Source organism: Segatella copri (assembly GCF_015074785.1).
GTDB lineage: Bacteria > Bacteroidota > Bacteroidia > Bacteroidales > Bacteroidaceae > Prevotella.
Map to the genome: position 1 here is coordinate 3,593,652 of NZ_CP042464.1, position 15,828 is coordinate 3,609,479.

The following is a 15,828-nucleotide window of genomic DNA, read 5'->3' on the forward strand; positions in this document are numbered from 1 at the left end:
ATTTTACATAAACAGACAAGTAGTACAAGAAGCGGTTAACTTCTTATAATTAAGAAAGTTGACTGGGTAAAAGAAACGAACCGTCAAGAAATTGACAAGTCAGGTTTACTAAGCTTCAATAAACGAAAAGGATATTCGTCCTAAGTACAGACAACAAACACTTCGCTAAGTTTTCGGATTTAGCAAAGTAAAAATGATATTTTACAATGGAGAGTTTGATCCTGGCTCAGGATGAACGCTAGCTACAGGCTTAACACATGCAAGTCGAGGGGAAACGACATCGAAAGCTTGCTTTTGATGGGCGTCGACCGGCGCACGGGTGAGTAACGCGTATCCAACCTGCCCACCACTTGGGGATAACCTTGCGAAAGTAAGACTAATACCCAATGACGTCTCTAGAAGACATCTGAAAGAGATTAAAGATTTATCGGTGATGGATGGGGATGCGTCTGATTAGCTTGTTGGCGGGGTAACGGCCCACCAAGGCGACGATCAGTAGGGGTTCTGAGAGGAAGGTCCCCCACATTGGAACTGAGACACGGTCCAAACTCCTACGGGAGGCAGCAGTGAGGAATATTGGTCAATGGACGAGAGTCTGAACCAGCCAAGTAGCGTGCAGGATGACGGCCCTATGGGTTGTAAACTGCTTTTATAAGGGAATAAAGTGAGCCTCGTGAGGATTTTTGCATGTACCTTATGAATAAGGACCGGCTAATTCCGTGCCAGCAGCCGCGGTAATACGGAAGGTCCGGGCGTTATCCGGATTTATTGGGTTTAAAGGGAGCGTAGGCCGGAGATTAAGCGTGTTGTGAAATGTAGACGCTCAACGTCTGCACTGCAGCGCGAACTGGTTTCCTTGAGTACGCACAAAGTGGGCGGAATTCGTGGTGTAGCGGTGAAATGCTTAGATATCACGAAGAACTCCGATTGCGAAGGCAGCTCACTGGAGCGCAACTGACGCTGAAGCTCGAAAGTGCGGGTATCGAACAGGATTAGATACCCTGGTAGTCCGCACGGTAAACGATGGATGCCCGCTGTTGGTCTGAATAGGTCAGCGGCCAAGCGAAAGCATTAAGCATCCCACCTGGGGAGTACGCCGGCAACGGTGAAACTCAAAGGAATTGACGGGGGCCCGCACAAGCGGAGGAACATGTGGTTTAATTCGATGATACGCGAGGAACCTTACCCGGGCTTGAATTGCAGAGGAAGGATTTGGAGACAATGACGCCCTTCGGGGTCTCTGTGAAGGTGCTGCATGGTTGTCGTCAGCTCGTGCCGTGAGGTGTCGGCTTAAGTGCCATAACGAGCGCAACCCCTCTCCTTAGTTGCCATCAGGTCAAGCTGGGCACTCTGGGGACACTGCCACCGTAAGGTGTGAGGAAGGTGGGGATGACGTCAAATCAGCACGGCCCTTACGTCCGGGGCTACACACGTGTTACAATGGCAGGTACAGAGAGATGGTGTTCTGCAAAGCGCATCTAATCCTTAAAGCCTGTCTCAGTTCGGACTGGGGTCTGCAACCCGACCCCACGAAGCTGGATTCGCTAGTAATCGCGCATCAGCCATGGCGCGGTGAATACGTTCCCGGGCCTTGTACACACCGCCCGTCAAGCCATGAAAGCCGGGGGCGCCTAAAGTCCGTGACCGTAAGGAGCGGCCTAGGGCGAAACTGGTAATTGGGGCTAAGTCGTAACAAGGTAGCCGTACCGGAAGGTGCGGCTGGAACACCTCCTTTCTGGAGAGACGAATTTCCTATGAAGTGATAGGGGATCTGATTAAAAGTTCGCTTCTCTTCTTGTACGCACCATCTGTTTAATTAAATACAGGAGACTGGGATTCCTTATACATTATATAATATATAGGGATGGCTCAAGCAAAATGGTTCAACTCCACAATCTCCACCATGCCTTTTAAGGCAAGAAGATCTTTGACATATTGACACAAGCAAAACTGTAAGTAATGAACTTTAGTTCAGACTAAAGTGAATCAAATCGCAAGATGAGATTTCACAAGTTAGAATACAGCTGAAAGTATGAGCTACTTATTCGCTGTCAGGTTAAACTGATAGCAAATACAGTCGTAAAGAAAGTAAGAAAGGGCGTATGGCGGATGCCTAGGCTCACGGAGGCGATGAAGGACGTGATAAGCTGCGATAAGCTTCGGGTAGGTGCAAATAACCCTTGATCCGGAGATTTCCGAATGGGACAACCTAGCCGTCTGAAGGACGGTTACTCTTACCAATGTAAGAGAGCTAACGCAGGGAACTGAAACATCTTAGTACCTGCAGGAAGAGAAAATAAATGAATGATTCCCCCAGTAGTGGCGAGCGAACGGGGAACAGCCCAAACCGTTGACGTCGCAAGGCGCCAGCGGGGTTGTAGGACCGCGACATTGTACTGAAATGGTGAGTGGAAGTATCTGGAAAGTTACATCACAGAAGGTGATAATCCTGTACACGAAGCCAGATCAGGCATAGCGGTATCCTGAGTAACGCGGGACACGAGGAATCCTGCGCGAATCTGCCGGGACCATCCGGTAAGGCTAAATACTCCCGTGAGACCGATAGCGAACGAGTACTGTGAAGGAAAGGTGAAAAGAACCCCGAGCAGGGGAGTGAAATAGTTCCTGAAACCATACGCCTACAAGCGGTCGGAGCACAGCAATGTGTGACGGCGTGCCTTTTGCATAATGATCCTACGAGTTACCGTCACTGGCGAGGTTGAGTGTCACGAGACACGTAGCCGCAGTGAAAGCGAGCCTGAATAGGGCGCACAGTCAGTGGGGGTAGACGCGAAACCAAGTGATCTACACTTGGCCAGGATGAAGTCCCGGTAACACGGGATGGAGGTCCGCACCAATAAGCGTTGAAAAGCTTCTGGATGAGCCGAGTGTAGGAGTGAAAGGCCAATCAAACTTGGAGATAGCTCGTACTCCCCGAAAGGCATTTAGGTGCCGCGTCGGATGGTCACCGTGAGAGGTAGAGCGACCGATAGGACAAGAGGGCTTCACCGCCTATCGAGTCCTGACGAACTCCGAATGCTCACGGTTTGCAGTCCGGCAGTAAGGGGGCGGGTGCTAAGGTCCGTCCCCGAGAGGAGAAGAATCCAGACCGCCGTCTAAGGTCCCGGAGTTCTGCCTGAGTTAGTCTAACGAAGTCTGGTCCCTATGACAGCTAGGATGTTGGCTTGGAAGCAGCCATTCATTCAAAGAGTGCGTAACAGCTCACTAGTCGAGGGTCCGGGCATGGATAATAATCGGGTATAAGGCAGACACCGAAGGCGCGGGATAGCAATTATAAAAGTATCGGTAGGGGAGCATACTCACAGCGTCGAATGGTGTACGTAAGTTATCCTGGAGCGGTGAGTAAAGCAAATGTAGGAATAAGTAACGATAAGGAGGGTTAGATTCCCTCCCGCTGTAAGACCAAGGTTTCCCGGGCAATGCCAATCAGCCCGGGGTCAGTCGGGTCCTAAGTCTAAGCCGAACGGCGATGGCGATGGCAGAGACGGTTAATATTCCGTCACTGCCGCATGGGGCGATGTGGAGACGGAGCAGTGAAACCACCGCGGGGCGACGGAAGTCCCCGTTGAAGGGTGTAGGTGTTGAGGAGAGCAGGCAAATCCACTCTCCGAGCTGAACCTGACAGTACGGAGTCCTCCTCGGAGGAATCTGATAGTGTGGGTAATCATACTCCCGAGAAAATCCGCTAAGCTTAACCCATGCGGCACCCGTACCGCAAACGGACACACGTGGTCGGGTAGAACATACTAAGGCGTTGAGAGATTCATGGTTAAGGAACTAGGCAAATTGACCCTGTAACTTCGGGATAAAGGGTCCTCGTGATGAGCGAGGCGCAGAGAATAGGTCCAGGCAACTGTTTAACAAAAACACAGGGCTGTGCAAACTCGAAAGATGACGTATACAGCCTGACACCTGCCCGGTGCCGGAAGGTTAAGAGGAGATGTCACCAGCAATGGGAAGCATTGAATTGAAGCCCCGGTAAACGGCGGCCGTAACTATAACGGTCCTAAGGTAGCGAAATTCCTTGTCGGGTAAGTTCCGACCTGCACGAATGGTGTAATGATCCGGACGCTGTCTCAACCATGAGCTCAGTGAAATTGTAGTATCGGTGAAGATGCCGATTACCCGCGATGGGACGAAAAGACCCCGTGAACCTTTACTACAGCTTAGCATTGACCTTGGTCATCCGATGTGTAGGATAGGCCGGAGGCTTTGAAGCGGGAGCGCCAGCTTTCGTGGAGCCATCCTTGAAATACGGCCCTTTGGCTGTCTGAGGTCTAACTCGCTAGTGCGAGGACACTGCTTGGTGGGTAGTTTGACTGGGGTGGTCGCCTCCAAAAGCGTAACGGAGGCTTCCAAAGGTGCCCTCGGGTCGATTGGTAACCGACCTCAAAGAGTGCAATGGCATAAGGGCGCTTGACTGGGAGGCAGACATGCCGAGCAGGCAGGAAACTGGGGCATAGTGATCCGGCGGATGTGTATGGAAACTCCGTCGCTCAAAGGATAAAAGGTACTCCGGGGATAACAGGCTGATCCCCCCCAAGAGCTCATATCGACGGGGTGGTTTGGCACCTCGATGTCGGCTCGTCACATCCTGGGGCTGGAGAAGGTCCCAAGGGTTGGGCTGTTCGCCCATTAAAGTGGCACGCGAGCTGGGTTCAGAACGTCGTGAGACAGTTCGGTCTCTATCTATCGTGGGCGTGGGAGTTTTGAGTGGTGCCGTCACTAGTACGAGAGGACCGTGATGGACAGACCTCCGGTTTACCAGTTGTGCCGCCAGGCGCACCGCTGGGTATCTGAGTCTGGATTGGATAAGCGCTGAAAGCATCTAAGTGCGAAGCCAGCCGCAAGATGAGAACTCCATTGAGGGTCGTCAGAGACGATGACGTTGATAGGATGCAGGTGTAAAGACAGCGATGTCAAAGCCGAGCATTACTAATTGCCCGAACACTTTCTTTAATATAGTTCATAGTTTCAGCTGTTGACTCTCGATAAAATCGAGAGGAACGGTGGTTCTTTACTTGATAAACAGTTTGCTTGTGTGCAAATACGTCATAACCCATTATCAGGTGGTTATTGCGGTGAGGTCCCACCTCTTCCCATTCCGAACAGAGAAGTTAAGCTCACTTGCGCCGATGGTACTGCAATGCAATGCGGGAGAGTAGGTAGCCGCCTCCTTTTATCAAGAGCTTCAGATTTCGAAAGATTTCTGAGGCTTTTTTGTTTTTCCTACAGTTCTGCTTTCTTATCGCCTAGCTTTTTCCCACAGATAGATGGGCGCAGCTCCTTTTACCTTTTTACCTTTTACTCTTTTACCTTTCTATTGATTTATATCAAACCTAAGTGTTTAATTACGTGAAAATGCGCTGATAATCAGCCAATTACTTGCATAATTCGTTTTTTTTTTGTATCTTTGCAAACGATAAGAATAAGGATACCAGTATCTTGTGCTTTTTGTTGTGTGAGAAGGTATCCATTAAGGTATCTAACGGGACTGAGGTGAGCAGCCTTTCTTTTTCTCACAAGTTGCCACCGCGAAATCACTGATGTTGTATTTCAGCTTTTCAGGTTCCATAAAACAATTAATATGAAGAGAATAACAATGGTATTAGTTAGCATGTTAATGCTGACATTAGAAATTCATGCAGCGTCGGCTGCAACATCAGGAAATGTATCCTCTACCAGCGAGATGGACTGGACTCCAGTGATGGACGCTATCATTCAGGTAGAGAGTAAGGGTGATCCGAAAGCTAAGAGCGGTAACTCTGTAGGTGTGATGCAGATCACTCCAATTTTAGTAGCAGAATGTAATAATATTCTGAAGCGCAAGAAATCGAAGAAGCGCTACACTTTGGCTGATAGATATAATGTCGCTAAATCTAAAGAAATGTTTCTATTGATTCAGAGTGTCTACAATCCTCTTAATAGTATCGAGCACGCAATCCGTTCATGGAATGGCGGTAATCATTTCAGTAAGAAGCGTACTCAGAGATATTTCGAGAAGGTAATGAAACTTTTGAAAAAGTAATTCTTTTTCCATAAGGCCCGATTGTTCTGAAAAAGAGCAATCGGGCTTGCTTTTTACTCGTTTTCGCCTCTTTTATGTACGTTTTGTTGCTATTCTGTTTAATAACTGTTAAATATATGCAGATTTCTGACAAAATGTTTGGTGGGGTCGGGAAAAAGTCGTACCTTTGCACTCGCAATTCAGAAATGAGTTGATTATATCGCGGTGTGGAGCAGTTGGTAGCTCGCCAGGCTCATAACCTGGAGGTCGCATGTTCGAGTCCTGCCGCCGCAACAATGATCGGGTAAGAAGTTGGTCAACAACATCTTATCCGTTTTTTTTATGCCCTAATTTATTAATTTAACATTAAATATTTGTTTAATTCGAATTAAAGTGCTACTTTTGCACAATAATATTTTTATGTGCAATTAATAAAAAAGGAAGGGCTTCAATATGTCAGTATCCAAAACAAGACAAAAACTGGTAGATGTCGCACGACAACTCTTTGCCAAGAATGGTATAGCAAATACTACAATGAATGATATTGCTGTAGCTTCTGGTAAGGGTAGACGTACGCTTTATACTTATTTCAGTAGGAAGGAGGATGTCTATTACGCGGTGATAGAATCAGAGTTGGAGCGTCTTTCGGACAAGTTGGACGAGGTTGCTAATTGCAAGATGCGTCCACAGGATAAAATCATCGAGCTTATCTATACTCACCTCAGTATGATCAAGGAAACGGTTGTAAGAAACGGTAACCTCCGTGCTGAGTTCTTCCGAAACATCTGGATGGTTGAGAAGGCGAGAAAAAACTTCGATGAAGATGAAATAGAGATTCTCAGAAGGATTTATGCCGAAGGTAGAGAAGATGGTGAGTTTGATATTGATAACATCGATCTGGTGGCCGATATTACTCACTATTGTATCAAAGGTCTCGAAGTTCCATTTATCTATGGACGTTTGGGCCATGGCATGAATGTGGAGTCGAGCAAACCTTTGGTTGCCAAGGTGGTTTATGGTGCCTTGGGAAAGTCAGGCTTGAAACTCTAGATAAAAGATAGTAAATACGTAACTAATTGATAATTAATTAAATAAGAAAGAAATGGGATTATTAAGTGGTAAAACAGCCCTTGTAACAGGTGCTGCTCGCGGCATCGGTAAGGCTGTCGCTATGAAGTTCGCCTCTGAGGGCGCTAACATCGCATTTACAGACCTCGTACTCAACGACGATATGGCTGCCGGTTTGGAAGCTACCCGTAAGGAGATTGAGGCTCTTGGTGTAACCTGTCGTGCTTATGCTGGTAATGCAGCAGATTTCGAGGAGACACAGAAGACAGTTAAGCAGATTCATGAGGACTTCGGTTCTATCGATATTCTGGTTAACAATGCAGGTATCACCAAGGACGGTTTGATGCTCCGTATGAGCGAGGCTCAGTGGGATGCTGTTTTGAATGTAAACTTGAAGTCAGCCTTCAACTTCATTCATGCTTGCTCTCCAATCATGCTTCGTCAGCGTGGTGGTTCTATCATCAACATGGCTTCTGTAGTAGGTGTTCATGGTAATGCAGGTCAGTGCAACTATGCAGCTTCTAAGGCTGGTATGATTGCTTTGGCTAAGTCTATCGCTCAGGAGTTGGGGCCTAAGGGCGTACGCGCTAATGCGGTAGCTCCTGGTTTCATCGAGACTGCAATGACAGCACAGTTGCCTGAGGAAATCCGCAAGGACTGGATGAAGAAGATTCCATTGCGTCGTGGTGGTCAGACTGAGGATATCGCAAATGTTTGCCTCTTCCTCGCTTCCGACTTGTCTAGCTATGTAAGCGGTCAGGTTATTCAGATCGACGGTGGTATGAACATGTAATCTCTCGGCAATCGTTTTATTGATAAAACATGCAGGTAGTTTACGAAGACAACCATATAATCATAGTCTCTAAGAGAAGTGGCGAAATCGTGCAGGGCGACAAGACCGGCGACGAACCTCTCTCGGAGACTGTGAAACAGTACATCAAGGAGAAGTATCACAAGCCGGGAAATGTATTTCTCGGTGTGGTGCATCGCCTTGACCGTCCTGTTTCGGGTTTGGTCGTATTTGCCAAGACTTCTAAGGCATTGAGCCGTCTGAACAATATGTTCCGGGATGGCGAAGTTCACAAAACCTATTGGGCAATCGTGAAGAATATGCCAAAGGAACCTGAGGCTACGCTCACCCATTGGATTGTAAGAAATGAAAAGCAGAATAAGAGCTATGCTTACGACCATGAGGTGAAAAACTCGAAGAAAGCGATATTGAAGTATAAGGTGATAGGTCATACAGACCATTATACACTTCTGGAGGTGAACTTGATGACGGGTCGTCATCATCAGATAAGATGCCAGCTTGCCAAGATGGGATGTCCTATCAAGGGAGATCTGAAATATGGTTCTCCACGTAGCAATGCAGATGGCAGTATTTCTCTCCTTTCACACAGAGTAGAATTTGTTCATCCTGTGTCTAAAGAAACAATAGTAGCAGAGGCTCCGCTGCCGGATGATAATCTTTGGCGGGCTATTGCACCCTAACTCAAAAATCCATGCTTATGAAGAGGTATGCGAAATGGGCAGGAATCACGGTGTTGACTCCATTGGTGCTCATCTTGTTGTTATCCATTCTGCTTTATCTGCCACCTGTTCAGAATTGGGCGGTAAAGCAAGTAGCTGCTTATGCCTCTGAGTCGACGGGTATGGATATTTCGGTAAAGCAAGTACGCCTCGTCTTCCCTCTGAAACTGGGAGTGGAAGGCGTAAAGGTACTTCAGCCAATCGACTCACTCAAGAATTCCCCAAACTTGGCTTTAAGAAATAAGAGAGATACCGTTGCCGACATCCAGAAGATGGTGGTAGACGTACAATTGTTGCCTCTTTTCGAAAGTCAAGTCATGGTGGATGAACTCAATTTCACCCAGATGAAGGTGAATACCACGAATTTTATTCACGAAGCCAGAATCAAGGGCAATGTAGGTAATCTGCGCCTGAAGGCTCATGGCATTGACCTCGGTAAGGAGAAGGTCAGGGTGAATCATGCCCTGTTGGCTGATGCCCGACTCTCGGTAGAACTGAGCGATACCGTGCCGCCGGATACTACGCCTAGTACCAATTTCTGGAAGGTGAATATCGAAAAACTGAAACTGAAGAACACTGATTTCGTATTACACATGCCTGGAGATACTCTTCAGGTGAATGCTTATTTTGGAGATGCGGTGGCGCAGACTACCTATCTCGACCTTTATAAAGGACTTTATCAGATAGGTCATCTTGACTGGAAGAATGGCAAGGTGAACTATGACCAGAACTATATCCGTCCGGTATCGGGCATGGACTTTAACCATATCGCTCTGTCGGCCATGACTTTGAAGGCAGACTGTTTCTATTATTGCGATTCGAAGATAGATGTCAAGATTCGTGAAGCTCAGTTTAAGGAGAAAAGCGGTTTGCAGGTAGACCAGCTCTATGGCAGATTCGTGATGGATTCCGTAAAACTGCAGTTGCCTGATATCTGTCTCCGTACCCCATACTCCCAGTTGCAGGCAACGGTGGATATGGATATGAATGCCTTTGATGAGGTGAAACCTGGCAAGTTGATGGCACAGCTGAAGGGAGCTTTGGGCCGTTCAGACCTGTTCCTCTTTGCAGGCGATGCCTTCCCAGACGCCATGAAGAAGAAATGGCCTTTCTATCCGATGAAGATAGAAGGTTCGTTCAAGGGAAATATGCAGCAGGCATCTTTCTCGGGCTTGAAACTGTCGCTTCCTACAGCCTTCGAACTGAGTGCTGATGGAAAATTGGGTAACCTGACGGATATGAACCGTCTGAAGGCAAATGTAGATCTGAACGCCCGTACCTATCATCTGGATTTCATTACCGCCATGCTTGACCCTTCTCTGATGCAGGAGATACGTGTGCCTAGCGGTATCGGAATCCGTGGTAACATTCAGGCAGACGGCTCCAGATATGCTACCCGACTCGCCATTACCGAAGGTCGTGGCAGAATGAGGGTAGATGCCAAGATAGATGCGAAGACCCGGAAAGACGGCAGTATCGATATGAACCGTCTGGCTTATCAAGCTAAGATTCAGGCGCACAACATCCAGGCAAAGCATTTCCTTCCAAAACAGGATTTGCATTCTTTCACCGGCTCATTGCAGGCGAAGGGAGTGGGAACCGATTTCCTCTCTCCTCGTACCCGATTACAGGCTAAGGCACAGGTAAACCAGATTCAGTATGGCAAATACAAACTGGATCATGTATTGGCAGTGGCTCACGTTGCTAATGGTAAGGTGCATGCCGATATCGACAGCAAGAACCAGTATCTTACGGGGCTCGTCAGCCTTGATGCACTTACGAATTCCAAGAAACTGGAGGCTACCCTGGTGGCAGATGTCCGCGATGTGAATCTTTATTCGTTAGAGGTAACGAAGGCACCGATGCGCCTGTCGCTCTGCGGTCACATGGATATCAGGTCCGACCTGAAGGACAGTCACGACATCATGGCTTCGATGAGTGATATTACGGTTCGTACGGCAAAAAAGAATTACCGTCCGGTGGGTGTTGACGCCGATGTCTTTACCCGCAGAGATACCACGCACGCAGTCATCGATTGCGGCGACTTCCATCTCAACATGGATGTACACGGAGGCTATAAGCAGTTGCTGAGCCGTTTTGCCGGATTGCAGAAAGAATTGGCTCATCAGCTTAGGAACCATCATATTGACCAGGTGAAGATTCGCAGCCAGTTCCCGTTCGGTCATGTTTATCTTACCACAGGAAAGGACAATTTCATTTCCCGTTTCATCGCTTACTGCGGTTATGATTTCAAGACGGTGGATATGAAGATGACCATGTCGCCTGTAACGGGTGTCAATGGTTATCTCAACATCGATTCTCTGGTAGCGAGTGGCATGCAGTTGGATACGATCCGTGCCTTGGTGAAGACTGAGGGCGATACCATCCGCTATGCAGCACGTGTTCAGAACAACAAGCATAATCCTCAGTATGTGTTCCGTGCACAGGTAGAGGGCGAACTGCAGGAGAAGGGTTCCAATATCAATGCCCGCATCTATGATGCCAAAAACAGATTGGGTGTAGATGTGGGTCTGGAGGCACTGCTGCTGGAAAACGGTGTGAAGATTTCGCTCATTGATACCCATCCTGTCCTGGGTTACAAGAAGTTTACTGCCAACGATGACAACTATCTGATGTTGGGCAATGACGACCGTGTTTCTGCCAATCTGAGTCTGAAGGCAGCCAACGGCATGGGTATCCGTATATACAGCAATGATGAAAACGAAGAAGCGCTGCAGGATCTTACGGTGAGCATGAGCCAGTTTAATCTGGATAAAGTGCTCAGCGTGATTCCTTATATGCCGGATATCTCGGGTATTCTTGACGGCGACTTCCATATTATCCAGACCAAGGATGAATTCTCGGTTTCTTCTAATCTGAACATCGACAATATGGTTTACGAAAAGTGTCCGATGGGAGATGTCGGTACTGAATTCGTTTACATGCCAAAGAGCGACGGCTCTCATTATGTAGATGGTTTCCTCAATTATGAGGGTGAAGAAGTAGCTACCGTAAAGGGTACTTACAAGTCGGAAGGAAACGGTTATCTCGATGCCGAAGTGGGTATGGAGAAGTTGCCTCTGCATTTTGTCAACGGTTTTGTTCCTGACCAGATTATGGGTCTGAAGGGATATGGCGAAGGAAAACTGAGTTTGAAGGGAGCCTTGAGCCAGTTGGATGTAGAGGGCGAAGTATATCTGGATTCGGCTTATCTCGTCAGTGTGCCGTATGGCATCACGATGCGTTTTGCCAACGATCCTGTCCGTATCATAGACAGCAAGTTGCTCTTCGAAAACTTCATGATGTATGCCAACAATGAGAGTCCGCTCAATATCCAGGGCAGTCTCGACTTTACGAATATAGAGAAGATGATGCTCGATATCCGGATGAGAGCACAGAACTTCCTGCTGATTGATGCCAAGGAGAATGCCCGTTCCGAGGCTTTCGGCAAGGCGTATGTCAACTTCTATGGTGCGATGCGCGGACCGGTAAGCAATCTGAAGATGCAGGGTAAGCTGGATGTGCTCGGTAATACGGATATGACGTATGTGCTGAAAGAATCGGAACTGACTACAGATACTCAGCTCGATGAACTGGTGAAGTTTACGAATTTCAAGAGCGGCAAGCCTGTCGTTGTTGAACGTCCGGCACTGGAAGGATTGAACATGATGTTGGGCATGTCGATAGACGAGTCGGCTCATATCCTCTGTGCTTTGAATGCCGACCAGACCAACTACATCGACCTGATGGGCGGTGGTGATCTGACGATGACTTACAATTCGGTTGATGGCATCGGCATCACGGGCAAGTATACCCTGAACAATGGCAAGATGAAATATTCGTTGCCTGTCATTCCGCTCAAGACGTTTGATATCCAGGACGGCAGCTACATAGAGTTTAACGGCGATCCGTTCAACCCGGCCCTGAACATCACGGCAACAGAGAATGTCAGGACAACGGTAAACGAGGGACAGGGAACCGGCCGCTCGGTGGATTTCATTTGTGGCGTAAAACTCTCGCAGACATTGAATAAGCCAGGCATCCAGTTTATCGTTTCCTCACCAAACGATGCCACCTTGCAGGATGAACTGAACACGATGAGTATTGAAGAGCGGGGTAAGATAGCCATTACGATGCTGGCTTCGGGCATGTATCTTGCCAACGGAAATACCAATTCGTTCTCCATGAACAGTGCCTTGACCTCATTCCTCAACTCAGAGATCAATAATATTGCAGGTTCAGCGATGCGTTCTGTGGGTGTGGATGTCGGTATGTCGGTAGATAACTCCACCAATGCAGCAGGTGCCATGCACACCGATTACAACTTTAAGTTTGCCAAGCGGTTCTTCAACAACCGCTTGAGTTTCAGTGTGGGCGGTAAGGTTTCTACCGGTGCAGAAATGGAGAATGCAGCCAACAATGATGATGCATTCTTCAACAATATCGAATTGCAGTACCGTCTCAACGAAGGTGCGAGCCAGTATATCCGTGCCTTCTACAACAACAATACCTACGATTGGCTCGAAGGTTTGATAGGTGAGTACGGTGTCGGTTTCAAATGGCAGAGAAAGTTGCAGCATTTCAAGGACATCTTCCGGTTCAAGACCGATAAGCAGCAGATTCCTGCAGCCCCAATGGAGAAGAATCCTGCGGTGAAGAAGAGTACGAACGAAAAGAAGGATACGATGGAGAAAGCCAGAACAAAGGACTTTGACCCATTGAAACTTAACGAAAAGTAATGAGCGATATGAAACAGCAGAACAGGTTATACCTTATTATATATGTGGCAGCATTGCTGATGTTGTCGGGGCAGCTCATAACGGGTTGCTCTTCAACCAGTGCGCTGAAAGAAGACGAGCAGCTGTTTACGGGTCTGGTACCTATCGAGTATAAGAACTACGAGAAGGGATCTTATGCTGATTCTACCATCACCGAGATGGAGTATGCCCTGGCTTCGGCTCCGAACGGTGCCTTGTTCGGAAGCAGCTATTACCGCACGCCGTTCCCTGTGCGTCTGTGGATATGGAATGCTTTCTCTCAGTCGGATGGAGCACTGGCTAAGTGGATAACCAAGGTATTCGGTTCCAAACCTAAGCTGATGGCGAATGTGAATCCGCAGCTCCGTGCCCAGGTAGCCGAGCATCAGCTCGATAAATATGGCTATTTTAACGGTAAGGTGACTTATGATGTGCTGACACAGAGCAATCCGAAGAAGGCGAAGGTTGCCTATCAGGTAGACTTCGGTCATCTCTGGACGCTTGATTCTATGGCTTATCTCAACTTCCCAGCCAAGAGCAAGCAGTTTATAGATGCTTCCATGAACAAGGCGCTCATACGGAAGGGGAGTCCTTTCAATGTCGCCAACATGGAATCGGAACGTCAGCGTATCACCCGTCTGTTCCGCAACAGGGGCTATTATTTCTATCAGAACAGTTATGCTTCTTATCTTGCCGATACCGTGAATGTGCCCGGCAAGGTGCAGTTGCGGCTGATGATGGCAGACAGCGTGGACGATAGGGCTACCCGCCAGTGGTATATCGGAAAGATTCATGTTAATTTCAGAAAGCAGTATATGGAGGAGTTGAAGGATTCCTTTGTGCGCAGCTATCTGAGTTTCCATTATAATGGAAGAAAGATGCCGATACGTCCGGGCATCGTTTTGCAGAGTCTGCGCCTGCGTCCCCGTGAACTGTATCGGGTACGTACCGAGGAGCGTGCCAAGACCGGACTCCAGGAGATGGGACTCTTCAGCTATTCCAGCATCCAGTTTACCCCCCGTTCGGTGCAAACCCTCGACAGTCTGGGCAATGTAGTATATCGTGATACTTTGGATGCCAATATCGATCTGGTATTCGACAAACCATACGATTTCTATGTCGAGGCAAATGCCCGCGGCAAAACGACCGGTAGAGTAGGACCGGAGTTGGTAGTGGGTCTTACCAAGCGCAATGCTTTTCATGGAGGCGAGAAACTTACAGTCAACCTGCATGGTTCGCATGAGTGGCAAACCGTCAGTCAGGCTGGTGGAGGTTCTACCCGCATCAATTCCTATGAATACGGATCGGATGTTTCCGTAGAGTTCCCTCGCATCATCACGCCTTGGAATATGTTCAGAACGATGGAGCAGAATGAGCGCAGATACCGTGCCGGACACATGCCTACCCGATATCGGGGTGTGCCAACTACTACCATCAAGGCTTCGATGAATGTGCTGAACAGAGCCAGCTATTTCCGACGTCATGTGGCAGCGGGCGAGTTAACCTATGCGTGGTCTACCTCTTACCAGCATCAGCATTCTTTCAGCCCGCTGATTCTCTCTTATGAGTTTATGAACAGCCGCACAGCCGCTTTCGATAGCATCCTCGCCCTGCATCCTTATCTTCAGATATCGATGCGCGACCAGTTTGTGCCTAAGATGAGTTATACCTATACTTATCGCAGTCCGCGCCGTTACCGCCATCCTATCACCTGGTCAACCACCATCAGCGAGGCAGCCAATATCCTTTCGCTCGGTTACATGGCGGCCGGAAAGGGATGGAACGAGAAAGACAAGAAGATGTTCAAGAATCCGTTTGCTCAGTTTCTGAAACTGGAGACAGATTTCGTGAAATATTGGCGTATCACCCAGGATGGTACGCTGGTGGGACATGTCAATGCCGGCATTATCTGGAGTTATGGCAATGCCGAGAATGCTCCTTATTATGAGCAGTTCTATATCGGTGGTGCCAACAGTGTGCGAGCCTTTAATGTGCGGAGTATCGGACCGGGCAGATACCAGCCTACCAACAGCAAGTATTCGTATATCGACCAGACGGGCGACATCAAGTATCTGATGAATCTGGAATACCGTCAGAAGGTATGGGGCGATCTCTATGGAGCCCTTTTCCTGGATGCAGGTAATGTGTGGACCTTACGCAACCATGAGTACAGTCCGCTCGGCAAGTTTGATGTTGACAAGTTTTTCCGGCAACTGGCGGTAGGCACCGGTGTCGGTGTGCGTTATGACATGGGTATGTTTGTGATACGTGTCGACTGGGGTATCGGTCTGCATGTTCCTTACGATACCGGCAAGAATGGCTTCTATAACATCCGTCGGTTCAAGGATGCCCAGAGTCTGCATTTCGCTGTGGGTTATCCTTTCTAGGTTTAGCCTGGGAGATGTGTCCGAAAATAAGTCTGATATGTGTTACAGATAGTGCATA

General features: G+C 48.1%; 6 protein-coding genes, 1 tRNA gene and 3 rRNA genes. All 10 read left to right on the top strand.

Features of this window, described 5'->3' with window-relative positions; genetic code table 11:
- The first annotated feature begins 203 nt into the window (after window positions 1–203).
- The 10 genes from FO447_RS14730 (at window position 204) to FO447_RS14775 (ending at window position 15,770) form a co-directional block, all read left to right on the top strand.
- Window positions 204–1,735: ribosomal RNA gene (locus FO447_RS14730) — 16S ribosomal RNA — on the top strand.
- Between the two features lie 347 nt (window positions 1,736–2,082).
- Window positions 2,083–4,980 (top strand): 23S ribosomal RNA (locus tag FO447_RS14735).
- Window positions 4,981–5,086: 106 nt separating this feature from the next.
- Window positions 5,087–5,199 (top strand): 5S ribosomal RNA (gene rrf, locus FO447_RS14740).
- The 16S, 23S and 5S rRNA genes sit together here, the layout of an rRNA operon.
- Window positions 5,200–5,608: 409 nt before the next feature.
- Window positions 5,609–6,049, top strand: coding sequence for a lytic transglycosylase domain-containing protein (locus FO447_RS14745; RefSeq protein WP_117727821.1), 441 nt, complete (start codon window positions 5,609–5,611; stop codon window positions 6,047–6,049).
- Window positions 6,050–6,249: 200 nt separating this feature from the next.
- Window positions 6,250–6,322: transfer RNA gene (locus FO447_RS14750), tRNA-Met, on the top strand.
- A gap of 159 nt (window positions 6,323–6,481) precedes the next feature.
- Window positions 6,482–7,078 carry a TetR/AcrR family transcriptional regulator gene (locus FO447_RS14755; protein ID WP_006847902.1) on the top strand — a complete coding sequence of 199 codons (597 nt, stop codon included), beginning with the start codon at window positions 6,482–6,484 and terminating at the stop codon, window positions 7,076–7,078.
- Window positions 7,079–7,130: 52 nt separating this feature from the next.
- Window positions 7,131–7,889, top strand: coding sequence for a 3-oxoacyl-[acyl-carrier-protein] reductase (fabG, locus tag FO447_RS14760; protein WP_022120325.1), 759 nt, complete (start codon window positions 7,131–7,133; stop codon window positions 7,887–7,889).
- 29 nt (window positions 7,890–7,918) lie between these two features.
- Window positions 7,919–8,587 (top strand): RluA family pseudouridine synthase, encoded by a 669-nt coding sequence (locus FO447_RS14765; protein WP_022120326.1) that lies wholly within the window; start codon window positions 7,919–7,921, stop codon window positions 8,585–8,587.
- 17 nt (window positions 8,588–8,604) lie between these two features.
- Entirely contained in the window at window positions 8,605–13,365 is a 4,761-nt protein-coding gene (locus tag FO447_RS14770; RefSeq protein ID WP_234699018.1) for a translocation/assembly module TamB domain-containing protein, read from the top strand.
- Window positions 13,365–15,770 carry a BamA/TamA family outer membrane protein gene (locus tag FO447_RS14775; protein ID WP_200757015.1) on the top strand — a complete coding sequence of 802 codons (2,406 nt, stop codon included), beginning with the start codon at window positions 13,365–13,367 and terminating at the stop codon, window positions 15,768–15,770. Before FO447_RS14770 ends, FO447_RS14775 begins: the two co-directional genes overlap by 1 nt.
- Window positions 15,771–15,828 lie beyond the last annotated feature (58 nt).

Bases quoted from the DNA above. Each gene is read 5' to 3' on its own strand.
- FO447_RS14745 (WP_117727821.1), top strand. From the start codon at position 5,609: ATGAAGAGAATAACAATGGTATTAGTTAGCATGTTAATGCTGACATTA.
- FO447_RS14755 (WP_006847902.1), top strand. From the start codon at position 6,482: ATGTCAGTATCCAAAACAAGACAAAAACTGGTAGATGTCGCACGACAA.
- fabG (WP_022120325.1), top strand. From the start codon at position 7,131: ATGGGATTATTAAGTGGTAAAACAGCCCTTGTAACAGGTGCTGCTCGC.
- FO447_RS14775 (WP_200757015.1), top strand. From the start codon at position 13,365: ATGAGCGATATGAAACAGCAGAACAGGTTATACCTTATTATATATGTG.
- FO447_RS14765 (WP_022120326.1), top strand. From the start codon at position 7,919: ATGCAGGTAGTTTACGAAGACAACCATATAATCATAGTCTCTAAGAGA.
- FO447_RS14770 (WP_234699018.1), top strand. From the start codon at position 8,605: ATGAAGAGGTATGCGAAATGGGCAGGAATCACGGTGTTGACTCCATTG.